The 25,480-nt window shown below is 60.5% G+C and carries 13 protein-coding genes, 1 rRNA gene and 2 pseudogenes; 5 read left to right on the plus strand and 11 right to left on the minus strand.

Annotated elements, in window-relative coordinates:
• The first annotated feature begins 136 nt into the window (after positions 1–136).
• Positions 137–252: ribosomal RNA gene (gene rrf, locus AAEZ10_RS26770) — 5S ribosomal RNA — on the plus strand.
• Positions 253–318: 66 nt separating this feature from the next.
• On the opposite strand, the gene AAEZ10_RS26775 is transcribed toward rrf, so the two are convergent.
• From AAEZ10_RS26775 to AAEZ10_RS26790, 4 genes are all read right to left on the minus strand, one after another.
• Positions 319–1,497, minus strand: coding sequence for a PepSY-associated TM helix domain-containing protein (locus AAEZ10_RS26775; protein WP_273527932.1), 1,179 nt, complete (start codon positions 1,495–1,497; stop codon positions 319–321).
• Positions 1,498–1,572: 75 nt separating this feature from the next.
• Complete coding sequence (locus AAEZ10_RS26780; protein WP_243243475.1) at positions 1,573–4,074, minus strand: TonB-dependent siderophore receptor; 2,502 nt, start codon at positions 4,072–4,074, stop codon at positions 1,573–1,575.
• An 86-nt stretch (positions 4,075–4,160) separates the two neighbouring features.
• Entirely contained in the window at positions 4,161–5,162 is a 1,002-nt protein-coding gene (locus AAEZ10_RS26785) for a FecR domain-containing protein (protein ID WP_350571728.1), read from the minus strand.
• The gene (locus tag AAEZ10_RS26790) at positions 5,162–5,662 is read right to left on the minus strand and encodes a sigma-70 family RNA polymerase sigma factor (protein WP_071173994.1); all 501 of its coding nucleotides are present in this window, start codon (positions 5,660–5,662) and stop codon (positions 5,162–5,164) included. Before AAEZ10_RS26790 ends, AAEZ10_RS26785 begins: the two co-directional genes overlap by 1 nt.
• A 312-nt stretch (positions 5,663–5,974) precedes the next feature.
• Between AAEZ10_RS26790 and AAEZ10_RS28055 the strand changes: the two are divergent.
• A pseudogene (locus AAEZ10_RS28055) lies at positions 5,975–7,000 on the plus strand (HAMP domain-containing protein); the annotation flags it as partial.
• A 69-nt stretch (positions 7,001–7,069) separates the two neighbouring features.
• Positions 7,070–7,855: a methyl-accepting chemotaxis protein gene (locus tag AAEZ10_RS28060; protein ID WP_370593577.1), complete on the plus strand. Its 786-nt coding sequence runs from the start codon at positions 7,070–7,072 to the stop codon at positions 7,853–7,855.
• Between the two features lie 126 nt (positions 7,856–7,981).
• On the opposite strand, the gene AAEZ10_RS26800 is transcribed toward AAEZ10_RS28060, so the two are convergent.
• From AAEZ10_RS26800 to AAEZ10_RS26820, 5 genes are all read right to left on the minus strand, one after another.
• Entirely contained in the window at positions 7,982–8,449 is a 468-nt protein-coding gene (locus AAEZ10_RS26800; protein ID WP_122707687.1) for an SRPBCC family protein, read from the minus strand.
• 22 nt (positions 8,450–8,471) lie between these two features.
• Positions 8,472–11,864: a non-ribosomal peptide synthetase gene (locus tag AAEZ10_RS26805; RefSeq protein WP_273527939.1), complete on the minus strand. Its 3,393-nt coding sequence runs from the start codon at positions 11,862–11,864 to the stop codon at positions 8,472–8,474.
• Positions 11,865–11,874: 10 nt separating this feature from the next.
• Entirely contained in the window at positions 11,875–12,804 is a 930-nt protein-coding gene (locus AAEZ10_RS26810; RefSeq protein WP_350571731.1) for a diiron oxygenase, read from the minus strand.
• Complete coding sequence (locus AAEZ10_RS26815; RefSeq protein WP_122707681.1) at positions 12,801–13,577, minus strand: DUF3050 domain-containing protein; 777 nt, start codon at positions 13,575–13,577, stop codon at positions 12,801–12,803. Before AAEZ10_RS26815 ends, AAEZ10_RS26810 begins: the two co-directional genes overlap by 4 nt.
• A 698-nt stretch (positions 13,578–14,275) precedes the next feature.
• A complete protein-coding gene (locus AAEZ10_RS26820) occupies positions 14,276–14,986 on the minus strand; it encodes a GntR family transcriptional regulator (RefSeq protein ID WP_071174000.1) in 711 nt (236 codons plus the stop codon).
• A 196-nt stretch (positions 14,987–15,182) separates the two neighbouring features.
• On the opposite strand from AAEZ10_RS26820, the gene lapG reads away from it, so the two are divergent.
• Positions 15,183–15,875 carry a cysteine protease LapG gene (lapG, locus tag AAEZ10_RS26825; RefSeq protein WP_073476740.1) on the plus strand — a complete coding sequence of 231 codons (693 nt, stop codon included), beginning with the start codon at positions 15,183–15,185 and terminating at the stop codon, positions 15,873–15,875.
• A 14-nt stretch (positions 15,876–15,889) separates the two neighbouring features.
• Positions 15,890–17,842, plus strand: a complete 1,953-nt coding sequence (gene lapD / locus AAEZ10_RS26830) for a cyclic di-GMP receptor LapD (RefSeq protein WP_073476738.1) — start codon at positions 15,890–15,892, stop codon at positions 17,840–17,842.
• 190 nt (positions 17,843–18,032) lie between these two features.
• Here lapD and AAEZ10_RS26835 read toward each other — a convergent pair whose 3' ends face one another.
• A complete protein-coding gene (locus AAEZ10_RS26835) occupies positions 18,033–18,371 on the minus strand; it encodes a hypothetical protein (protein ID WP_016772279.1) in 339 nt (112 codons plus the stop codon).
• Between the two features lie 149 nt (positions 18,372–18,520).
• Positions 18,521–25,480, minus strand: a pseudogene (locus AAEZ10_RS26840) (LapA family giant adhesin); the annotation flags it as partial.

The raw sequence follows: 25,480 nt of genomic DNA on the forward strand, positions 1-25,480 counted from the left end.
TTCCCCATGTGAGAGTAGGTCATCGTCAAGATTAAATTCCGAAACCCCAATTGCGAAAGCAGTTGGGGTTTTGTTTTAGTAGAAGTTCCTGTTTTTGCTGGCTTGTTACCGTGTTGACGGGCCAGATAAAGAATTTCTTGACGACCATAGAACATTGGAACCACCTGATCCCATCCCGAACTCAGAAGTGAAACGATGTATCGCCGATGGTAGTGTGGGGTTTCCCCATGTGAGAGTAGGTCATCGTCAAGATTGAATTCCGAAACCCCTGTCTGCTAACGCAGACAGGGGTTTTGTCATTTAAGCGTGTACGAAAGATCAGGCTGTTCTTCGGATCCTGGTGCTGCGTCTTGCCTGCCACTTGCGCCACCAAATATAGACGCCCGTCCCTGACAACCCCGCAATCAACACACCCAGTACCGCGATCATTACCTGCCCTGTCACCCCGATGATCCGTCCTCCATGTATGGGCAACTGAAGTCGATAGAACTGCTCTCCAAGCGTGCCCTGTCCCGCGATCTCCTGTCCCAATAATCGGCCATCGGTACCGTGAAAGAACAACCAGGATTTTCCATGGGCGTCCGTATCGTGCTGTCCAAATCCTGCGCCGTAGAAGTTGTACTCAAAGCTGTAATACAACTCGCCTATTGCCGCCGTCAGTCCTAATCGTTTCCCTTCCTGCAATGCCCTTTCGTACGCCTGTTGATAACTCAACTGTGTCGTCCCCAGTTGATCGGCGGGCATTCGTCCTCTGGCTTCATATACGCTCGGCTCGATGGGCGAAAACAAAGAAACCGCAGGCTTGAATACCTGGCTCGGCAAGTTCATCGCCACGCTACTAACGGCGATCGGTAACAGCAGCAGCCACAACCACAATCCGCCAGCGCGATGCAGATCGAAGTTCAAGCGGTAGACATGCCCGCCTTTGACCTTCCACGCAGTAGCCCACTTCTTCCAGAATGGCTTGCCACGCGGCAAGGTCAGCCACAATGCGACAAAACAGTCGATCACCCACGCGATGGCCACCAGGCCCATCAACAGCAGTCCCCAGTTACCGGGCAATGTCAGGTTGTAGTGAAACTCCAGAATGAACGGGATGAAGTTCTCCCGCTGAAAACAGCATTCACCCCAGTAGCGCGCGCCTTTTTGCTCCGCGCTGACCGGGTCCAGATAGAACACCTGATTGCGCTCATCAAACGGCTGGCCCGTCGCCGGATCCTTACGCGGAACGGCCGCCAGTAGCGCCGTATGCCCCGTCTCATGGGGATACTCCATGTACCAGACTTGCAGTTTCGGGTGCGCTGTCTGCACTGCATCTACCAACGCGCCCGGCGACAAGCGCTCACCCACTGACGTCGCCTCGTAGAACTGCGGATTCAGCCACTCATCCAGTTCGTGATTAAACGCCAGCACACTGCCGGTCAGCCCGGCCAACAATAAAAACACCGCAGTGGCCAAGCCAATGTACCGATGCAACAAAACCAGAAACGCACGCATACAAAACACCCCGAAGAAACGACAAAGCCAGCCCCTGATAGCAGGGGCTGGCTTTTTTACGCACAGGACATAGCTTTAGAACTGATAGCTGACGGTCGCCGCTACGTTGCGTTCTTCGCCCATGTAGCAGAAGTTCAGACTGGCGCAGGACGCGACATAGGATTCATTGGTCAGGTTGTTCGCGTTGAGCCGAACATCAACACCCTTCAAACCAATCTTGCCCAGGTCATAACCAATCGAGGCATCGAACAGCGTGTAAGACGGCACCTTCATCGTGTTCTCCGCATCGGCCCAGCTGTAGCCGACGTAGCGCACCCCACCGCCCAAGCGCAGCCCATCAAGTGCGGCGCTGTCGAACTTGTAGTCAGCCCACAGCGAGGCCATGTGTCGCGGCGCTTGAGTCGGTGAGTTGCCCTTGTTCTCGATGACATCGGTCGGCGTGCTCAAGGTGCTGATCATCGATTTGGAATATTCGATATCAGTGAAGGTGTAACTGCCGAGCACTTTCAAGTTATCGGTCAGTTGCATGTGCGCTTCCAGCTCCAGACCTTGCGAGCGTACGGCACCGACCGCGCGATAGAAGTTTTCCTGCGGCAGTTTGGTCGCGAGGTTTTCCTGGTCGATGCGGAACAGCGAGGCGGTAAACAGGTTATCGGTGCCCGGCGGCTGATACTTCAAACCGACTTCCCACTGTGTGCCATCGGTAGGGGCGAGTGGATTACCGGCGCTGTCGGCATAGGAGTTCGGGTTAAACGACTCGGAGTAGCTGATGTATGGCGCCAGACCGTTATCAAACAGATATAAAGCGCCGGCACGCCCAGTGAGTTTCGTGCGCCGATCATTGATCTCTGTACCAACCGGACGCCCCGCTTCGGCGATGCGGTTTTCATCGGATGTCTCGACCCAGTCCTGACGCAGGCCCAGCGAGAAGCGCCACTTGTCCATCTCGATCAGGTCTTGCAAATACACACCGGTCTGTTCGAGGCGCCGCAGATAGCTGGTGTTGCCGTACATCTCGATCCCCGAGTTACCGTACACCGGATTGAACGCATTGATCGGCGCGAGGCCACCGCTGGTCCAGTCGACCACGGTTTTGCGCCGTTGATAATCCGCGCCCATCAGCACCGTGTGCTTGGTCGCGCCGGTGAAGAATTCGGCCTGCAGCATGTTGTCGACGATGAACGCATGCAGGCGCTCATCACCGCCGGTGTAATAGCGGTTCAGTTCATTGCTGGTCGGGGTGGTCCAGCCATAGGCGTACACTTGATCCATGTTCACTTTGGAATCGAGATAGCGGAAGTTCTGCCGCGCCGTGAAGACGTCGTTGAAGCGATGTTCGAACTGATAGCCGAACGATTGCTGGTCACGGGAGTAGCCGTCGATCCCCGGCTCGCCCTCGAAGAAGCGCGGCGAGATGCGCTCGCCATTGCGCTGATGGATCGTGCCGTCCGCCGGAACGCCGCCGTGGTAACCACCGTCCGGATCGTGTTGCAGATAGGCCTGCAGGGTCAGCGAGGTGTCTTCGCTGAAATCGATGCTCAACGTCGGCGCGAGGGCGAAGCGTTTTTCCTTGTTGTGATCGAATTGCGTGTCGGACTGATCGCTTAGTCCGGTCAGACGATAGGCGATGCGCTTGTCGTCATCGACCGGACCGCTGAAGTCAAACCCAACCCCATGCTGGCCTTGCGTCCCCACTGTGGCCTGCACCTGATGATAAGCCTCATACAACGGCTTTTTGCTGGTCAGCGCGACCAGACCGCCGGGCGAGCTACGGCCGTACAGCACGGACGACGGGCCTTTGAGAATGTCCACACGCTCGAGGAAATACGGATCGACCTGCATGGTGCTGTAAGTGCCGCTGTCGCCCATCGACTTGAGGCCGTCGAGGTAGATGTTGTCCACCGAGCCGTCGTTGAAACCGCGCATCGCCACGTAGTCGTAACGGTGCGTGGCGCCATACGGGTTGGTCAGCACACCCGGGGTGTAGCGCATCGCTTGCGAGACGGTTTGCGAGCCTTGGTCATCCATTTGCTCGCGTGTGACCACGGACACGCTTTGCGAGGTCTCCAGCAGGGCGGTACTGGTCTTGGTGGCGATCTGGCTGTGCGTGGCGTTGTAGCCGGCCATGCTGCCCAGCGCGTTGCCGAGGGCGAAGCCTTTGATGTCGGTGGTCGGCAAGGCCATTGCTTCGCTTTCAGCCAGCGGGCGCAGAATGTAGCTGCTGCCGTCCTGGCTGACGGCTTCCAGCCCTGAGCCACCGAGCAAATGGCTCAAGGCCTGGTCGGTCGAATATTCACCCTGCACGCCGGGAGATTGCTGACCTTGGGTCTGTTGCGGCGTCATCGCCAAGGTGATGCCGGCCTGCCGGGCGAACTGATTCAACGCCTCGCCCAATGGCCCGGCAGCAATGTTGTAGCGGTGGCTGATCTCGGTGCCGGTGTTGGCGGCCAGACTCAGGCTCGGTAATACGCTGACGCCCAGCGCGGTGGTCAGCAGTGCCGCGCGAACCGCATGGCGCAGTAGTGTCGATTCTGCAGTGAAATTCAGAGGGTTCTTACAAATGGCGCGGACAGTCATTGTGGATTTCCGTAGGCAGTCGCGGGGGCTGAGTTGAAGTGCTTACTGACTAAGCCGGACTGCCTGCGAAAACCCGCCAAAAATAATCACACCGCACGTTCCAGGGTCACCCACCAGCGGGTGCGATAACGCAATTGCACCGGCAGCATCTGCGGCAGGACCGCCAGCAGCCTGTCGGTGTCCTCCAGACGGAACACCCCAGAAAGGCGCAGGTCTGCGATCTCCGCCGAACAATTGAGATAACCCGGGCGATATCGGCCCACTTCAGCGAGGAAGTCACCCAGCCGCATATTGCGCGTGACAATCAAACCGTCGAGCCAGGCGCCTGCATCCATATCCGGCGTCGGCGCAGCGCGCAAACCGCTTTGGTCGACCAGAAAACTCTGCCCGGCGAGCGCCTCGAGCGAATGCCCACCGGCGTGAACCACGACTCGACCACGGGTAACGCTGAGCCGCGTGCACTGATCGTCCTGACGCAAAATGAAACGCGCATCGACCGGCGCATAACTGCCGTGGCGATTCTGTATGCGCAGCGGTCGATCGGTCGCCGCGCCCTCGTCAGAGCCGCCGCAGGTAACGATGATCTCGCCACGGGTCAGTTTGATCAGGCGCTGCTGCGCGGTGTAATCCAGGTCTACGGCGCTCGCGGTGTTGAGTTCGATGCGCGTGCCGTCGGGCAACTGGAAACCGCGCCGTTCGCCGGTCGCCGTGGCGTAGTCGGCACTCCATTGCTGCCAGGCGGCGCTGTCCTTGGCCAGCCACGCGGCGGAGCCCATCAACAGCGCGCCCGACAACAACTTCAAAGCCTGGCGTCGGCCCAGCCCCTGCGCACTGTTTTCCAAGGTGTTGAAAGCGACCTGCGCACCCGGCACGGCGCGCAGACTGGAACTCAATTCGGCTTGCAGCGACTGCACCCGCTGCCAGGCGATTTCATGTTCGTGATGCTCGGCGCGCCACTGCTCGCATTGGCGAGTCAGCCGCGAATTGCCGTGGTTGTTGCGCAGCCGCAGCAGCCAGTGAATCGCTTGCTTGACCACGTGTTGGCGCGGTTCGACGCGGCGACCGAGTGAGAGGTTGTCCACAGGCATCAGCTTTCATACCGCAACACATAGCAGTGATACAGCGCATCGGCGACATAGCGTTCCACAGAACGTACCGATACGCCCAACTGCTCGGCGATCTGTTTGTGAGTCAAACCTTCGCACTGCGCCAGGAGAAATGCCTGACGCACTTTCGGCTTCAGTCCTTCGAGCATACGAGCAATGCTTTCCAGCAGTTCCAGCACCAACGCGCGGGATTCGGCGTCAGGTACTTCGCCTTCAGGCAAGTGAGCAATGGTCTCCAGATAGGCCCGCTCGATTTCCTCGCGGCGCCAATGATCGATCACCAGACCGCGCGCGATGGTTCGCAGGAAAGCTCGGGGCGCTCTGAGTTCGAGGCGTTCGGTACGTTGCAGCAGACGCAGGAAAGTGTCCTGAGCCAGATCCGCCGCATCCGCTGCGTTGCCCAGCCGCGCGCGCAGCCAAGCGTTGAGCCAGCCGTGATGACTACCGTAAAGCGCCTGTACGACCAACTCAGGTGAAGACATGACCACGCCAGCCCGAACGTCACAAATGATAATTAGTCGCATTGTCATCAAGGGTTACAGATTTTGCAACTGCTGCCCCCATGTTGATGCGAAAAATTCCCTCGCAGCTGCTCTGGCACGCCGTTCGGCGGGAATCCTGCACAAACCCCGTCCATTTCTCACGCGCCCCTAAGATTTCTCCGCCGCTGGCCGACAGACTGGTGAGAAATGCGTGCACCAAAGTAGAGCGGCCAGAAGAACGCTGCCTGCGCCGTACATGGAATGTTGCATCCGGAAACGCATCCCCACTTTTGGCATAAGAAGTCCCATGAAATGAATCTCAAGTTCAGCCATAAAATCCTCCTGGCCGCTTCGGGCGTCGTCGTCCTGGCGTTCGCGTTGTTCACGCTCTACAACGATTACTTGCAGCGAAACACCATTCGGCAGAATTTGCAGTCTTCTGTGCAGCAGGCCGGTGACCTCACCGCCAGCAGCGTGCAGAACTGGATGAGCGGACGGATTCTGGTGCTGGAAAACCTCGCGCAGAACGTTGCCCATCAAGGCAGGAATGCCGACTTGCCGGGCCTTGTCGATCAACCGGCCTTCACTTCGAACTTCCAGTTCACTTACGTCGGCCAGGCCAACGGTGTCTTCACCCAGCGCCCCGATGCGAAGATGCCGGACGGTTACGATCCGCGTCAGCGGCCTTGGTACAAGCAGGCAGTAGCCGCCGACAAAACCATGCTGACGCCGCCGTACATGGCGGCAGTCGGCGGTTTGGTGGTGACCATCGCCATGCCGGTGAAAAAGGACGGTGAATTGCTCGGTGTGGTCGGTGGTGACCTCAGCCTGGAAACCCTGGTGAAGATCATCAACTCGGTGGACTTCGGCGGCCTCGGCCATGCGTTTCTGGTCAGTGCTGACGGTCAGGTGATCGTCAGCCCGGACAAAGACCAAGTGATGAAAAACCTCAACGACATCTACCCGAACGCCAGCGTGCGCATCGAGAAGGGCAACCAGAACGTCGTGCTCAACGGCCAGGAACGCATTCTTTCGTTCACCCCGGTCAGTGATCTGCCGAACGCGCAGTGGTACATCGGTCTGTCGATCGATCGCGACAAGGCCTACGCTGCACTCAGTCAATTCCGCACCTCGGCGTTGATCGCCATGTTTGTCGCAGTCGCGGCGATTGCGTTGCTGTTGAGCCTGTTGATCAACGTGTTGATGCGTCCGCTGACCACCATGGGCCGCGCGATGAAAGACATTGCCCAGGGCGAGGGCGATCTGACCCGGCGTCTGCTGGTCGAGAGCAAAGACGAGTTCGGTGAACTGGGCAGCGCGTTTAACCAGTTCGTTGAACGGATTCACGCATCGATTTCCGAAGTGTCGTCGGCGACCCGTCACGTACATGACCTGTCGCAACGGGTGATGGCGTCGTCCAACGCTTCGATCGTCGGTTCCGACGAGCAAAGTGCGCGCACCAACAGCGTCGCGGCGGCGATCAATCAGCTGGGCGCGGCCACTCAGGAAATCGCGCGCAACGCGGCGGATGCTTCGCAGCACGCCAGTGGCGCTTCCGAGCAGGCCGATGATGGTCGTCAGGTGGTCGAGCAGACCATTCAGGCGATGACCGAGCTGTCGCAGAAGATCAGCCTGTCGTGCACGCAGATCGAAACCCTGAACGCGAGCACCGACAACATTGGCCACATTCTCGACGTGATCAAAGGCATCTCGCAGCAGACCAACCTGCTGGCGCTCAACGCTGCCATCGAGGCCGCGCGTGCCGGTGAAGCCGGGCGCGGTTTTGCCGTGGTTGCCGATGAGGTGCGTAACCTCGCTCATCGCACCCAGGAATCGGCGGAAGAGATCCACAAGATGATCACCTCGCTGCAGGTCGGTTCGCGCGAAGCGGTGAGCACGATGAACGCCAGCCAGGCGTCCAGCGAGCAGAGCGTGGAAGTGGCGAATCAGGCCGGTCTGCGTCTGGTCAGCGTGACCCAGCGCATCGGCGAAATCGACGGCATGAACCAATCGGTTGCAGCGGCGACTGAAGAGCAGACGGCGGTGGTGGAAACGCTGAACGTCGACGTCAACCAGATCAACCTGTTGAACCAGCAGAGCGTGGCCAACCTCAACGAAACGTTGAAGGATTGTGATGCGTTGTCGCAGCAGGCGAACCGGTTGAAGCAGTTGGTCGACAGTTTCAAGATCTGATTCACAGATCGCAGACCGCGTTATCGTTCTTCGCGAGCAGGCTCGCTCCCACAGGGAAATGCATTCCAGATGTGGGAGCGAGCCTGCTCGCGAAAGCGGCGGTTCAATCACCGCCAAACCGATGCCTTAGACAAACAGCTTCAGCACATTGCCTATCGCATCGTCGGCAAACCCCTGCACGAAATCCCTGAACCCCGGCAATGCTTCATCCCCACCCGCAGCCGGTTCGGCAATGATCGTCCAGGTCGCTCGCGACTTCCCTGCGCTCAGCGATTCCACTTGCATCGCCGCCCACAGATTCGCTACCCCCAACGTGTTGTAAATCGTCGTCCAGGTCATGCGCTGTGCCTGGTTATCGCGCGAGTTGAGTTGTTCGACCACGACGTTGCCGTCCTTGAAGATTTTCTTGCGCAGCGAGGACACGCCTTCGCCGGTCATTTCGGTGTGCGACAGCGCTGGAATGAATCGTTCGAAGCCAGCGAAATCGCCAACGATCGCCCAGACTTTTGCCGCGTCCGCCGGCACTTCCACCGACGACACAACGTGGCAGCCTTGCGGGTTTTTGATCAGGGTGTCGGGTTGCAGATTGCTCATGGTGTTGCTCCTTTGGGATGAGTCAGATGAAGTTGATTTCTTTCAGGTAGTCGCAGCCGCGACGCAGCAGCGCCGGGGATTTCTGTGGGTAGTGCGCGCCCATCTGCTGCACGCCGGCCTCGGCGTTGGCGTGGCCGATCAGCGAGATGTCGCCGATGTCTTCCTCGAAGCCGTTGAGGTAGAAACCGAGCACGCCGAACAGCGCGTTGTCGGCGTCGACCCGGTTCAGTTGCTGCTGCCAGTCGGCGACGCTGACCAGCGCAAACTCGCTGCCGGTTTCGCGGAACGACGCGACGTAGGCATCCCAGCTCAGCGGCTCGGGATTGTGCAGATTGAACACCGCGCGATCAGCTGAATGACGGCTGGCATGGAAGGCGATGAAGCGGGCGAGAAAGTCCACCGGCATCAGGTCGAAATTCAGCGCAAAGGCCGGCACCTGGCCGAGCTGGATCGAGCCCTTGAGCATCAGCATCAAACGGTTCTTGTGCGGCTGACAAACACCGCTGAGGCTGTTGAAGCTGATGTTGCCAGGGCGATAAAGATTGACCCGTACACCGCGCTCGCGCGCCCGTTCGAGGATGCGTTCGCCGACCCATTTCGACAGGTTGTAGCCGTTGCGAATATAGATCGGCGGCGTCGCGGCGGCGGGCAGTTCCAGCACTCGACCGGCGTCATCCACGGTGCTGGATGCCGACAGGGTCGAGACGAAGTTGAACACCTTTTTGCGCTGCCCTTCGCACAGCTTCAGCAGGGCAAATATCGGTTCGACGTTGTCCGCCGCCAGGGACTCGTAATCGAGCACGTGGTTGACGTTGGCGGCGTTGTGCACCAGCGCGCCAAACTCGCGATCCAGGCGCTGATATTCCTCATCGCCCAGGCCCAGTTGCGGACGGCTGATATCAGCTGCGTAAACCCGCACACGGCTCAGGTCGAGGTGCTCCAGCCGGTTCTCGCGCAGTGCCTGAGCGAAGCGTTGCGCCGCCGTTTGCCCGGCGCCGTCGCGCACCAGACAGGCCACTTCGCTGGCGCCCCAACCGAGCAGCGCTTCGACGATGTGCACGCCGACAAAACTGTTGGCACCGGTGACGATGACCTTGTGCACATCGCCCATGCGGCTGATCGGCAGCGGTTCGATATCCAGCGCGCGCTCGGCGTCGGCCATGGCCTGAGCGCTGAGCACGGCGCTGTCATCGGTGCCGCGCACCAGCGTCGCCAGTTTGCTGATCGTGGGCAGTTCGATGAAGCGATTGATCGAAATGCTTCGGCCGAATTCCTCACGCAAGCGCAGCAACATCCGCGACAGCAGAATCGAATGACCACCGAGATTGAAGAAGCTTTCGTCAGTGGAAATGTCGCTGGTCGGCAGTTCCAGCAGTTCGGCCCAGACCTCAAGAAGCAGCGCTTCGTCAGCATTGGCCGGCAGGCATTTCGCAGCGCTGTCCTGCACCGTCACCGGCAATGCCAACAGCGCCTTGCGATCGACTTTGCCGTTACTGGCGAACGGCATCTGCGCCAGTTCGGTCCACGCTCCCGGTTGCATGTAGTCCGGCAGAAACTGCCGGGCGTGAGCCTTCAATGCGTCGCGGGCAGTCTCGGTCTGTGGCTGGGCGATAAACGCCAGAATCCGCCGCTGACTGTCGATGACCACGGCAATCTGCCGATACAAGCGGCTCTCGCGCAGGCAGCGCTCGATCTCTTCCGGCTCGACGCGGAAGCCACGGATTTTCACCTGATTGTCGCGCCGCCCGCACAGCTCGATACCGTGCTCGCCCCACTTGGCCATGTCGCCGCTGCGGTAGGTGCGCAGGGTTTCGCCGCCGGGCAGTGACAGGGTCAGATAACGCTCGGCGGTCTGCTGCGGATTGTTCAGGTAACCGAGGCAGACACCAGGGCCGACGATGAACAGCTCACCGACGGTTTGATCAGGCACCGGTTGCAGATCGTCGTCGAGAATCAGCACCCGACTGTTGGCGATCGGCCCTCCCAGCGTGCGGTTGCTGTCGCCCGGTTTGAGCTGGCGCGCGGTGATCAGCACGGTGGCTTCGGTCGGGCCATACAGGTTGTGCAGGGTGCCTTGGCGGGTCAGTTGCTCGATGACGTACGGCTCGCAGACATCACCGCCCGTCATCACCTGCACGCCCTCCAGTTGCTCCAGCGGCAGGATGCTCAACAGCGCCGGCGGCAGGAAGGCGTGGGTCAGTTGCCGTCGGCGAATCAGCGCAATCAGCTGCAAGGGATCGCGGCGCTGGGTGTCGTCGGGCACGATCAGTTCCGCCCCTGCGAGCAGGCTGGGGAAGATGTCGATCAGTGACGAATCGAAGCTTAGCGAAGAGAACTGCAACACCCGGCTTCCGGCGTGCAACTGCACGTAGTCGGCGTACCACGCGGTGAAGTGGGCGAGATTGGCCTGGCTGAGCAGCACGCCTTTCGGATGCCCGGTGGTGCCCGAGGTGTAGAGCGCCATGCACGGCGCATCAAGTTCCGGGCGGTGCTGCATCAGCGGCCGGTCGAGATCGGCGTTCGGCGCTTCGATGCCACTGACATCCAGCCCCGCTATCGACTCGCTGAGCGCCTGCTGTCCATCGTGAAGCAACAGCACCGCGCCGGCGTTTTCCAGGATGAATTGCTGACGCGGCAAAGGATGACTCGGCTCCAGCGGCAGGTACACGGCGCCGCTGCCTAGAATCGCCAGAATCGAGGCAAACAGCGCCGGGCTTTTGCCTTGGCAGACACCGACCACCCACGGCTGCGGATGTTGCTCGAGCAAGGGCAGCAACCGCTGCTGGATCGCCCGGCTGTGGGCGTGCAATTGGCGGTAGCTGATGGACTGTCCGCCGAGGTGCAGCGCCGGTCGTTCGGCATGTTCGATCAGGCTTTGTCGCAGGCGCTCGATCAGCGGGATTTGCGCCTGCTCCAGCAGCGCCGGGTTTGCCGTGTCATTGAGACAGTGGACGTACGCCAGTTTGTCGAGAAACAGTAGATCTTCCAGCCGTTCGAAATCCGGCGCTTTGAGGGCCGGGGCATGCCTCAAATAATCGGCATCGCGGGAAAAGCGGCTGACCAGCAACGCCACTTCGTCGACCACATGGGCGAGCGCTCGTTGGCGTAGCGACTGACCGTTGCCGGACGGCTCATCGCCGATCGGCACACGGCTGATCAGCGACGAGCCGAGGAAGCACAGCAAGTCGAGGGTCGGCAGGCCGCCATGCTCTTGCGCGGCGACACCCAGGCGCAGGTGCAGATGCGGGATGGCGCAGAAGTCGCCGGCAGCGATAAAACCATCGTCGATGATCAGATCCACCGCCGTTTGAGCCACGCCGCTGCGGGTCACAGCATGGCCATGCTGTTCGAGTTCCCGGGCCAGGTCGGTCATGGCCTGGCCGGCGCCGGTGAGCAAAATGTCGAGACGTTTCATGTCGGTCTCCTCAAACCAGATAGTCGCGCAGGGCGTGCTGCACGCACGGTGTGTCGAGCAGCGAGCTGTTGTGGAAAAACCTGACGATGTTGCCCACCAGCGGGTGGTGGCGATTGATCGGGAAGGCCAGTCCGGCGATTTCTTCGCGCAGTGAGTGGCGGGTGGTTTCGCTGACCGGCAGCGCATCGATCAGGCGCAAATCGAAGGACTTCTGAATGTCGTTGGTCAGGTAATGGCCGATGAACACCGGCAGAATCTGCGCGATGGTTTCGCGGTCCGCCTCGCTGGCGGTGTGCCAATAGATGCGTACCATCCGCGCCCAGAAACTCGAGTGGCGACCCTCGTCGAGCAAGTGGTCGGCCATCAGGCCCTTGATCGACGGCTTGACCGAATCGTCGCGGGCGAACGCCGCGACGTCGCCGGTCACGGTGTTTTCGGCGATCGCCACGCAGATCAATTCCACCGCGCTGCGCAGGTGTTCCGGAGCCAGCGCAACGGCGGCGGGAATCGCCCGGCTCAGCTCGATTTCGTCGGGCAACGGAATCGGTTCGATACCGGTCAGTGCCACCGTTTGCTGCATGAAATCCATGGCCACCAGCGCGTGGTAATCCTCATCGACCACCACGGTCATCGCGTCGTAGCGACAGGCGAACGGGAACGCCACGGCAAAGCGATTCTTGGCAATGCTGCGGGCGGTCTTGTCGACGATTTCCGTCTCGAAAATCACTACGTCGTTGATGAATTTGTACAACGTCTGCACCAGGGCGAAATCACGTTGCTGTGGGCATTCACGCAGGAAGGTTTCGCTGAGCACCAGCGGCTGGCGGCTGAGCGGGTAGATCAGGCGCTGATCGTCTTCGAGCAGCCGCCGGGGACGGGTGCGGATGGTCGCACGGCTTTCCCAGGCGTCGGCGAAGGATTGATAGTCGGCAGCGTTCATTGGGCCACCTCGGCAACTTCCACGCCGATGCTCAGGCGCAGCCCGTCCCACAAGGCGATGCGGCTTTCCACGGCGGCGATGGCGCTGGCATAAACCTCGGCTGCGCGCTGCGGATCGCCATCGACCAGACGCTCCAGCAACTGCTCGGCGGCGGGGCCGTGATCTTCGGAATCGACTTCGATATGCCGTTGCAGGTAGTAGCGAAAGGTCGGTGCCTGTTCGATGCCGATGCCCCAGTCATCGAGGATGCGCTGGAACATCGTCGGAATAACGCTCTCGCGACCGTGCAGGAACGCGGCAGCGACGCTGTGTCCCGGCGCTTCCAGGGCAATGCGCAAGGTATCGCGGACAAACTGCGCGGCCGCCGGGACGACGTCGACGCTCTGCAACGCGACGTCATAACTCACGCCTTCCTGCTGCAGGGCGACAAAGCGCTCTACCGCCGTGGTGCTCGCGCCGATCTCGCGCATCGCATCCAGGTACAACTCGAAGTGGCTGTAATGGCCGGCATCGAGGCGATCGTCCGATTCCTCGCCCAGCACGATCTCGTTGATCAACCGCGCCGCGTGGGGATCGCGCGGCGGCAACCAGGGTAAACGCGTGCAGGTCAGTTCCTGTTGCAGGCGCTTGGTCAGCGACATGAAGTCCCATACGGCAAATACATGGGTTTCCATGAAACGGCGTAATACCGATAACGAAGTAATCTCGGAAAAGATCGGGTGAATACTCAGTTCGGCTTTCTTCAGGGCGAGTTGCTGCTTAGTGGGCATCATGATGTCCTTTATCATTGATTGAAGTGCACGATTCTTTTCAGTTGCTGTAAGCGGGCGAGCAAGTTGGATAGCAAGTTAGTCGGGCAAATATTGATTGCGCTGTGGCGCCGTTGCGGCGCCTCGGTTGCTGCGGTTGGTGCGTGAGGTATGCCACGCTGAACGGCGACGTTCAAACCTGGCGAGAGAAAAACTAATACAGGGCAAATGCATTTAACAAGTTTATTTTCAGTTATTTTAATTTGGATTTTTTTTGAATATGAGAGTGGCCGATAAAACTTTCAGACCAAGTTTTATGTGGGCGTAGTTACTCCTTTCGGCTAATAATGGCCAAAATCGATAACAAGAGTGAATGCCTCACTCGAAGCAACTTTTAAACAAGGGAAGTTTATGAATTCAAAGGGGGCGAAAGTTGGCCGGGACCGGCGCCATGACTTCCTGTTTCCCGTGACAAGGCTCCTTCCGTAGGTTCCTGTTGCGGGGACTGTGCCGTCAGGGCGGCGCGTCCCCGTTCTGTAGGGGTGGCGCTGGAAGAGTGCGGGTAAATTGCCGTCACGGCTATTACCGATTGGTCATCGGCGGGCAGCAGAAATGCGTCGGCAGGGCCGGGGCGGGCACCAGCGGGCACGCCGATCCGCTGCCAGAGCCGGCAGCAGAGCGGTCGCGAAGATTTGTAAGGGGATTATTCGACGTACGGGATATCAGCGTGCGGTGTGACGCTTCTGTGCGGCGGGAGTCGCCAGGTAGCGGGTGATGACCTCAACGCCACGGTTGAGGTGCTGCTCCAGCATTTCGAGCGAGCGCGGTATGTCCCGCTCGATCACGGCCTGAAGCATGGCGCGGTGGTCATCCTGGGACAGCTTGCCCAGGCCCATCGCTTCCAGATTGAACCGCAGAAAACGTTCTTCTTCGTTCAGGCCGTCCTCCACCAGGCGCAGCAGTCGCTGGTTGGGCGCCTTGCTGTACAGGGCCATGTGGAAGAGACGGTTGAGGCGGCCGATTTCGTTGTAGTCGTGCTGCGCTTCCAGCTCGTCGATGTAGCCGGCGGCGAGTTGATGCTCGGCCTCAGTCAGCAGCGGAATGGACTGCCGCAATGCCTCGGATTCGAGCAGAATGCGCAACTCGTAGGTTTCAGCGGCATCGCCCTGGATCAGCGGGGCGACCACGGCGCCTTTGTGCGTAGTGACGCTAAGCAGCTCCTGCGCTTCGAGCTGGCGCAAGGCTTCGCGCACCGGCATGCGGCTGACCCCGAACAGATCGGCCAGATCCTGCTGGCGCAGTGCAGTGCCGCAGGGCAGGCGGCCATCGAGAATGGCCGAGCGCAGGGTTTCTTCGATCACCGACCGGGCCAGATGCGCAGGAATCGGTCCTTCGACTTTGATGCTGTGCAGCGGTTTGGGCTTCTGAGTCACGACAACACACCCTGTAGGTCGCAATATTTGGATCCAAATGACACTAGTGATTGCTCTACAGGTTGTCAAACCTTGTAAAACGTTGCGCGGCAATCTCAAGTCTAGCGCGTCTTCGATGATCTCACGGTGCCATTGTTTTTTGCCGGGCTAAGCTTCACCATCAAACGCTTCCTTTCTGTCCTTCTGGAAACCTGCAGTGGCGGTACGTTTCGCGATCCCTCGGACCTTGCGCTGGCTTGGCTGCGCATTGCTGCTGGCCGGCGTCATGCTGGGCGGCCTGCACGCCGATTGGGATTTTTCCGCGATCAGCCGCAAGGCCACGGCTCTTTATGGGCCATTGGGCGCGGGGCAGCAGCGCATCGACGCCTGGCAGAATCTGCTGGCCACGCAGAAGCAGGTCAGTGAGATGGACAAGCTCAAGGTGGTGAACCTGTTCTTCAACAAGCAGGTGCGTTACGTCGAAGACATCGATCTGTGGCGCGAAGTGGATTATTGGGAAACCCCGATCGAAGCGCTGTGGAAGGGCGCCGGTGACTGCGAAGACTACGCCATCGCCAAGTATTTCAGCCTGCGCCATCTCGGCGTTTCCAGTGACAAGCTGCGTATCACCTACGTCAAGGCGCTGCGCCAGAACCGCGCGCACATGGTGTTGACGTACTATGCGACCCCCGATGCCATGCCGCTGGTGCTCGACAGCCTGATCGATCCGATCCAGCCGGCGGCGCAGCGGACCGATTTGCTGCCGGTCTACTCTTTCAATGCCGAAGGTCTGTATCTGCCAGGCGCCAAGGGCAATAAAAAGGTCGGCGACACCAAACGCCTGTCGCGCTGGCAGGATGTGCTGAAAAAAATGCAGGCCGAAGGTTTTCCGGTCGAGACGACTAACTAGGAGCACGCGCTCAGATGTCTTTGTTCAAACAGCTGTTGATCGCTATCTGTCTGTTCCTGGTCGTGGCCTTCACCGGCAGCTTCATGGTCAGCCTGGAGAGCTCGCGCACCCAGTACGTCAATCAGTTGCGCTCCCACGCACAGGACGCGGCGACGGCGCTGGCGTTGTCGCTGACGCCGAATATCGACGACCCGGCGATGGTCGAGCTGCTGGTCAGTTCGATTTTCGACAGCGGTTATTACGCGAGCATCCGCGTGGTCGACGTGAAGACCGAGCAGACCATTGTCGAGCGCAGCGGTGCCCCGGCGGTGAGCAACGTGCCGGACTGGTTCGTCAGACTGATCGGCCTCGAACCAGCGGGTGGCGATGCGCTGGTCAGCCGTGGCTGGGAGCAGGCGGCGCGGGTCGAGGTGGTCAGCCATCCGATGTTCGCCGTGGCCAAGCTATGGCAGAGCGCACTGGGCAGTCTTGGCTGGTTGCTGATCTGCGGCGCATTGAGTGCGGTGCTCGGCGCGCTGTTGCTGCGTCGGCAGTTGAAACCCCTCGATTACATGGTCCAGCAGTCCCATGCGATTGCCCGCCGCGAGTTTCTCAGCCTGCCGGATCTGCCGCGCACGCCTGAATTGCGTCGCGTGGTGCAGGCGATGAATCAAATGGTCGAGAAGCTCAAGACATTGTTCCAGGAGCAGGCCGAGCGCAGTGAAAAACTGCGTACCGAGTCCTATCAGGACAACCTCACCGGCCTGGCCAACCGTCGTTATTTCGAGATGCAACTGCACAACCGTGTGAGCAACCCGGAGCAGGCCAGTTCCGGTTATTTGCTGCTGTTGCGGGTCAAGGACCTGGCCGGTCTCAACCAGCGTCTCGGCGGCCAGCGTACCGACCAGTTGCTCAAGGCCGTCGGTGAGCAATTGACCCGCGAGTGCGCCAGATATCCACAAACCCAGGACTTGGTCACGCGTATTCGCGGCGGTGAATTCGCCGTGCTGGCGCCGGGGCTGGTGCGCGAGGAAGCGTTGCAGCTGGCGCAGAATCTCGACAATGCCTTGAGCAGCCTGCATGCCACCGGCGCGACCGATGTGCCGGCGGTGGCTTCGATCGGGCTGGCGCCGTTCGCTCACGGTGACTCCCCGCAAGCGGTGCTGACACTGGGCGATCAGGCACTCGCACAGGCCGAAGGGCAGGGCGAGCAGAATTGGGCGTGCATCGATCAGAGTCTGGTGGCGGAGGTCGGTGATGACCATCACGCTTGGCATCGACTGCTGGATCAGGCCTTGAGTCAGCAGCGTTTCGAGTTGTATTTCCAGCCGGTGGTTGCGGCGCAGGACACGCAACTGGTGCTGCATTACAAGGTGCTGTCGCGTCTGCTCGACGAGCAGGGCCAGACCATTCCCGCCGGACGCTTCCTGCCGTGGCTGGAGCGCTTCGGCTGGACCGCGCGGCTCGATCGGCTGATGCTCGAACGCGTGCTTGAGCAGATGAAGGGGCACGAGGATTCGCTGGCGCTGAACCTGTCCTCGGCGACGCTGGCCGACCCGCAGGCGCTGAACAAGGTCTTCGAGATTCTGCGCGCGCATTCCAATCTCGGCGCGCGTCTGACTCTGGAAATCGGTGAGGAGCAATTGCCTGAACAGGCGGTGCTGGAGCAGTTGACCCGACGCCTGCGCGAGCTCGGTTTCTCGCTGAGTCTGCAGCGCTTCGGCGGGCGCTTCAGCATGATCGGCAACCTGGCGCGGTTGGGTCTGGCGTATTTGAAGATCGATGGCAGCTACATTCGGGCGATCGATCAGGAGAGCGACAAGCGCCTGTTCATCGAAGCGATCCAGCGCGCAGCGCACAGCATCGATCTGCCGCTGATTGCCGAACGGGTCGAGACTGAAGGGGAGCTGTCAGTGATTCGCGAGATGGGCTTGTATGGCGTGCAGGGGCAGTTGCTCGGTGAGCCGAAGCCTTGGGGCCTGAACTGATCGTTCCCACGCTCTGCGTGGGAATGCAGCCCGTGACGCTCAGCGTCACAACGGTGACGGGCCGTGATAACTGAGTTGCGGTCGGAACGCGGAGCGTCCCTTGATGCATTCCCACGCGGAGCGTGGGAATGATCATTGTGGGAGCGAGCCTGCTCGCGAAAGGGCCAGTCCAGTTGGTGAAGATCCAGGATCAGATCAACCCGCCCTCATCCTCATCGATCAACTGGCTCAACCCGCCCAGTGCTTCACGCGCCTGGGTGCGGTCCATCAGTTTGGCCTGGGCCGCCGCTGGCAGGTCGGTGACGCGGATCACGCCTTTCTGGGTCAGCACCTGAATCAGGTCGTCGAGTACCCGAATCATTTCAAAGTCGCTCTGCTTGAGCTGTTTGAGGCTGTTTTCCACGGCTTCGTTGGCGTACCACGCCTGAATCTCATGGTTATCGGCGGGCAGCGTTTCCGTGGCCTCGGCGTACGCCGCAGCTTCCACGCGAATCAACTGGCCTTGCGCATCGCGTTGCACGTAAAACATTGAGCATCCCTCACAAATGAACAGCGTCATGCTGTCAGCAGCATAGCCAACTGCCCGCCAGTATGCGGGGCGCCGATCAAATCGTCACCGCTGCATTGCCCGCAAACGCGACGGCCGCCCCACAGGAGGCGGCCGTCGTTGTTTCAGCCTCAGCTGTTGTTGTGATCGACCTTGATGGTCGGGTCGCTGCCGGCAATCAGGTTGTGCAGGTTGGCGCTCGCCCAGTTGTTGCCTTCCAGTTTGATCGTCACGTCCGGCGTGGCCGCAGCGGCATCGCCCGAGTTGAATTTGCCCGCCGAGCTGACTTGCAGCGACGACGTGCCATCCACTGTGGTGATCTTCAGGAAGTTGTCGATCGTGCTGCCGGTCTCGCCCTGCAACAGGTCGCGCAGGTCGATGCGGTCGCCTTCGCTGGCTTTGAAATCCTTGATCACGTCGTTACCGGTGTCGCCCGATTTCCAGACGAAGGTGTCGCCACCGGAACCGCCGATGAGGATGTCGTTGCCCTGACCGCCGATCAGCGTGTCGTTGCCGGTGCCGCCGAGCAGGATGTCATTGCCTTTGCCGCCGTCGAGCAGGTCGGTGCCGCCCGAGCCGAACAGGATGTCATTGCCTGCGCCACCGAGCAGCGTGTCGTTGCCATCGTGCGCGCCGGACACATCGAACGCCTGATAGTGCTCGGTGATGTACTGGTGCACATTACTGGTGCTGACTTTGCTGACATCAACGCCGGTTTCCTTGGCGACGAACGCCTGCATCGCCTGGTAACCCTCGCCGGCAATGCCGTTGAAGCTGACCAGATCGCCGAACAGGATGTCGTTGCCTTCGCCACCGTTGACGGTGTCGTTACCCGGCATCGTCGCTTCGGTATGGCCGATGATCGAGTTGGCCAGGTCCTTCGGATCGATGTTGGTTTGCGGCGTTTTGTCCGAGTCGTACGGCTTGAGGTCGTTGAGGCTGACGTCGTTGTTCAGACCAATGGCTTCGACGCTCGACAACCCGCTCAACAAGGCAAAGCCGCTGGTCGAATTGCTGGTCGTCGACGAGTTGGTGCTGTTGCCGGTACCCGCAAGGTTCGACAATTCATAGGTACCGTCGCCCTGCGCGTGAATCGTGCCCAAGGTTTCGCTGCTCCAGCCCCACCACGAGCTGTAGGTTTGCAGCACAACGCTGCCGGCACTGTTGATGGTCAGGTAGTGCGTGTTGTCGATGTAGGTGCTGAACGTGTCGCCCTGCTTGTAGTTGCTGGTGTTCACCACGCTGTCGAGTTTCACGTTGCCATACAGCGTCGGGTTGGTCTGCTCGCCGGTCTGGTAGTAAGTCGGCTGGCCGTCGGTGATGAAGTACGTGAGGTTCTTCGCCCCGGTGTTGGCGACCGCATCGGCACTCTGGAACCAGTTGGCCGTGGTCTTGAACACGTCCTCGTAGTTGGTACCGCCGCCAGAGCCCATCGAGTTGAGTACGGCTTTGAGCATCGTCAGCGCGTTCGGGTCGTTGAGATTCACCGACACCGACTTGTTGACCTGGGTATCGAAGTCCACCAGGAAGATGTTCACCGTACCCGAGTTGCTGCCGCCCAGGCTTTGCTTGAGGCTGTTGAACACCGAGGTCAGCGAGTCTTTTGCGGCGTTCAGCGACGAAGTGCTCATGCTGCCCGAGCTGTCGACCATGAACGCGATGTTGTAGTTGGTACCCGGGACCACGGTCAGGCCGCCGATGTCAGCGACGATGATGTCGTTGGCGTCGGTGCCGGTGACGTTGTCATCACCCGAGGTGGCGGTGACCGCGTTGTACACCGCAGGCACTACCGTGACCGGGATGGTCGCGGTGCTGCTTGCCGAGCCGCCGACCTGTTCGGTGGACGTCGAAGTCACGGTCAGGTTGAACTGGCCGTTGTAGTAGGTTGGCGGGGTCACGGTCAGAGAGCCGAGGTTCCAGCCGGTGACGTTGGCTTCGCCATTGCTCGCGGTAACGGTGAAGGTATGACCCGCGCCATCGCTGAGCACCGAACCGACCGGTGCGCCGCTGATCTTCACGCTCAGGGTTTCCGAGCCGTCGGTGTCGGTCAGCGCGGTGCTGATTGCCGACAGTTTCACCGTGGTGCCTTCAGCGCCGGTGTTGAGCTTGTAGCCGTCGTAATAACCTTCGCCGTTGGTGCCGTGCAGATCGGAGACGGTCACGCCCGAGTTGATCAGATCCTGCACACCGGTGTAGATCGGCACGCCGGCGTTGCTCAGATCGATTGGCGTGCCGCCGTTGACCGACAGGTTGACGTCGTAACTGCCCGGGCCGCTCTGGTTGTGGTGATAGATGTCGAGGGTGTAATAACCGCTGGTGGTCGGGGTGAACGAACCGTTGATCGCACCGCCCGCGCCCCAGGTACCCGACGCCACGTTCTTTCCACCGATGGTAATCAGCAGGCTGTCATCGGCCACGCCGCTGAAGCTGTAGGTCTTGCCGGCTTCCAGGTAGATCAGGCCAGAGGTCTTCGACGCCGTACCGGCGGCGACACTGCCGTCAGACTGCACGTTGGTGACGTTGCCGCTGGAGTTCGGTTTGCCGGCGGCGTCGATCACGTTTTTCAGGGTGGTCGAGTTCGCGCCGCTGCCGTCAGTGCCCAGCCCCGAGAGACCGGTCCAGACTTCCTTGATCAGGCCAGTGGATTTAACGCTGTTATCGGCCACGGCCACGGTCGGCGCATCCGCCACTGGCGTGATGTCGATCTTCACCGTGCCGGTGCTGCCCAGCGCCTGGCCATCGGTAGGCTGGAACTTGATCTGCGCGTAGTCCGCCTGATTGTTGCCCAGACCGGTGCCGCCGTAACCGTTGGTGCCCGACTCGTTGGCATCCGGCAGGAAACGCAGCTTGCCGGCGTCGATGTCGGCCTTGCTGAAGGTCTGGTTGTTGGCAACATCCTTCCAGGTCGAGCCGTCCAGATACTGCAGTTTGCCCTCGCCCGGCAGCTGCGTGATCTTGATACCGAGGCTGCTCGCCGGGCTGTCGACATCGCTGACGCCAAAGGTCGACCAGCCGAGTACCAGCGGCGTGTCTTCGGTGCCGGTGACATTGCTCGGCGCAGCGACCGGTGCATCGTTGACCGCCACCACGTTGACCGTGGTCGTCGCGGTGTTCGAGTAGTTGCCGCCATCGGTCACCGTCACGGTGATGACGCGCGGCACGGTGCTCGGGTTTTCGCTGCTGTTGGTGAAGCTGATGTTCTTGATGGCCTGCATGTAGTCGGCCAGGGTCGCGTTACCCGAGAGTGTCAGGGTCACCGTGCCGTTGGTGCTGTTGGCATTGATGGTGATGCCGTTGACGCTGTTGCCCAGGTTCAGCGCATCGCCGTCCTGACGGTTGGTCAGCACCACGGTGGCACCGGTCAGCATCGTGCTGTCCGGGTCGGTGATGCTGAGGTCGGTGTCAGCGATCGACACGCCGGCGCCCGGGGTGTTCTCGGTGAACGTCACTTTGTAATCGGCACCGGTCGCTCCGCTGGAGTTGTTGGCGTCCAGATCGAGCACCGGTGGCGCATCGTTGTCGATGATCGAGGTGCTGACGCTGCCATTGGTGCTGCTGACCGCGAGGTTCTCGAAGTTGCCGCCGGTAGCCGAATCGATCTTGACCACGAAGTTCTCGGTGCCTTCGGTGATCTTGTCATCGAGGGTGGCGACGTTGAACTGCGCGCTGCTGGCGCCCGCCGGGATCTTCACGGTGTACACACCGGTGAAGTCCGAACCGTCGGCAGCGGTGCCGCTGTAGACGATTTTCAGGGTCACTTCGGTCTGCGCCGGGTGATTGAGGCTGACGGTATAGCTGGCGGTCTGGCCTTCGGTCACCGAGCTGCTGCCAGTGATGCTGACGGTGGTGGTGTCGACGGTGTCGGTGACGCTGGTCACCGCTGGCGTGGTGCTCGGTACCAGTTTTTCGAAGCTGCCACCGGTGGCGCTGCTGATGGTCGCCTGCACGGTCCCGGCGTCTTTGTAGACGTCGTCAGCTGGCGCTGGAACGTTCACGGTGCCGGTGGTCTTGCCGGCGTCGATGGTGATCACGGCGCCGTTCGACAAGGTGACGGTCACAGGCGAGCCTGCGGCGTTGGTCAATGTCGCGGTGTACGTAATCTGGCCACCTTCAGCCACCGAGTTACTGGCGCTGAGGGACAGGTTGGTGGTGTCGACGGTGTCGGTCACGGTGGTGCTGACCGGGGTCTTGTCGGCGACGAGATCTTCGAAGTTGCCGCCGCTGACGTTGGTGATCGAGTTGGTCAGCGGAGCGTTGCCGGTCAGCGCATCGTTCGGTGCGACGGCGGTTACGGTGCCGGTGGTCTGGCCGACCGCGATGGTGATGTTCTGGCCGTTGGCCAACGTCACGACAACTGGCGAACCGGTGACGGGTGCGCCGACGGTTGCGGTGTAGACGACGTTGCCGCCTTCGGCCGCTGTGGCGGTTGCGCTCAGTTTTACGGTGGTGGTGTCGACGGTGTCGGTGACGGTGGTGACTGCTGGCGCGGTGCTTGGCACCAGGTTTTCGAAGTTGCCGCCGGTGGCTTTGCTGATGGTTGCCTGGACGGAACCGGCATCTTTGTAGACGTCGTCGGAGGGTGCCGCAACGGTTGCAGTGCCGGTTGTTTCGCCAGCCTTGATGGTGATCACGGCGCCGTTCGACAGGGTGACGGTCACAGGCGAGCCAGCGGCGTTGGTCAGTGTCGCGATGTAGGTGATCTGGCCACCTTCGGCCACGGAGCCGGTTGCGCTCAGTGACAGATTGGTGGTGTCGACGGTGTCGGTCACGGTGGTGCTGACCGGAGTCTTGTCGGCGACGAGGTTTTCGAAGTTGCCACCGGTTACGCCAGTGATCGAGTTGGTGATCGGAGCGTGGCCGGTCAGTGCATCGTTCGAAGCAACAGCGGTTGCAGTGCCGGTAGTCTGGCCGACGCCGATGGTGATGGTCTGGCCGTTGGCCAGAGTTACCACAACTGGTGAGCCGGTAACCGGAGCGCCGACGGTGGCGGTGTAAGTCACGGTACCGCCTTCAGCCACCGAAGTATCGGCGGTCAATTTGACGGTCGAGGTATCGATGGTGTCGGTGACAGTCGTCACCGCTGGAGCAGTGCTCGGTACGAGGTTCTCGAAATTGCCACCGGTAGCGCTAGTGATCGTCGCCTGGACGGAGCCGGCATCTTTGTAGACGTCATCGGAAGGTGCCGGAACAGTTGCGGTGCCGGTGGTTTCGCCAGCCTTGATGGTGATCACAGCACCGTTCGACAGGGTCACGGTTACTGGCGAGCCAGCGGCGTTGGTCAGTGTCGCGGTGTAAGTGATCTGGCCACCTTCAGCCACCGAATTGCTGGCGCTGAGCGACAGATTTGTCGTGTCGGTAACGTCGGTGACAGAAGTCGAGACCGGAGTTTTGTCGGCCACCAGATCTTCGAAATTGCCGCCGCTGACGTTGGTGATCGAGTTGGTGATCGGAGCATTACCGGTCAGCGCATCGTTCGCAGCAACAGCGGTTGCGGTGCCAGTAGTCTGACCGACGCCGATGGTGATGGTCTGACCGTTGGCCAGAGTTATCACAACAGGCGAACCAGTAACTGGCGCACCAACGGTGGCGGTGTAAGTCACGGTGCCGCCTTCAGCCACCGAAGTATCAGCAGTCAGTTTGACGGTCGAAGTGTCGATGGTGTCGGTGACTGTCGTCACGGCCGGAGCAGTGCTTGGTACCAGGTTCTCGAAGTTGCCACCGGTAGCGCTGGTGATCGTCGCCTGAACAGCCCCGGCATCTTTATAAACGTCATCGGCTGGCGCAGGAACGGTTGCGGTGCCGGTGGTTTCGCCAGCCTTGATGGTGATCACAGCGCCGTTCGACAGGGTCACGGTCACTGGCGAGCCAGCGGCGTTGGTCAGCGTAGCGGTGTAAACGATCGAGCCACCTTCGGCCACGGAACCGGTCGCACTCAGAGACAGGTTGGTGGTGTCGGTAACGTCGGTGACAGAAGTCGTAACTGGAGTTTTGTCTGCAACCAGATCTTCGAAATTGCCGCCAGTTACGCCAGTGATCGAATTGGTGATCGGCGCATTACCGACCAACGCATCGTTCGCAGCAACAGCGGTTGCAGTGCCAGTAGTCTGACCGACGCCAATGGTGATGGTCTGGCCGTTGGCCAATGTCACGACGACAGGAGAACCGGTAACTGGCGCACCGACGGTTGCGGTGTAAGTCACGGTGCCGCCTTCAGCCACCGAAGTATCAGCCGTCAGTTTGACGGTCGAAGTATCGATGGTGTCAGTGACCTGAGTGATCGCTGGAGTGGTGCTCGGCACGAGATTTTCGAAGTTACCACCGGTGGCACTGGTGATCGTCGCCTGGACGGAACCGGCGTCTTTGTAGACGTCATCGGACGGTGCAGGAACGGTTGCGGTGCCGGTGGTTTCACCAGCCTTGATGGTGATCACGGCGCCGTTCGACAAGGTCACGGTCACTGGCGAGCCAGCGGCGTTGGTCAAGGTCGCGGTGTAGGTGATCTGGCCACCTTCAGCCACCGAGTTGCTGGCGCTGAGCGACAGATTGGTGGTGTCGTTGACATCCGTAACAGTGGTCGAAACCGGTGTTTTATCCGCCACCAGATCTTCGAAGTTGCCGCCGGTTACGCCAGTGATGGAGTTGGTGATCGGCGCGTTGCCGGTCAGCGCATCGTTCGCAGCAACAGCGGTTGCGGTGCCAGTAGTCTGACCAACGCCGATGGTGATGGTCTGACCGTTGGCCAGAGTTACCACAACTGGCGAACCGGTAACTGGCGCACCGACGGTGGCGGTGTAGGTGACAGTGCCGCCTTCGGCCACCGATGTATCGGCGGTCAGTTTGACGGTCGAGGTATCGATGGTATCGGTGACAGTCGTTACGGCCGGAGCTGTGCTCGGTACCAAGTTCTCGAAATTGCCGCCGGTAGCGCTGGTGATCGTCGCCTGCACAGAGCCGGCGTCTTTGTAGACGTCGTCAGCTGGCGCTGGAACGTTCACGGTGCCGATGGTCTTGCCTGCGTCGATGGTGATCACGGCGCCGTTCGACAAGGTTACGGTCACTGGCGAGCCAGCGGCGTTGGTCAATGTCGCGGT

Origin of the sequence: Pseudomonas sp. H26/SER47-MNA-CIBAN-0231 (genome assembly GCF_040310465.1) — a bacterium.
GTDB lineage: Bacteria > Pseudomonadota > Gammaproteobacteria > Pseudomonadales > Pseudomonadaceae > Aquipseudomonas > Aquipseudomonas atacamensis.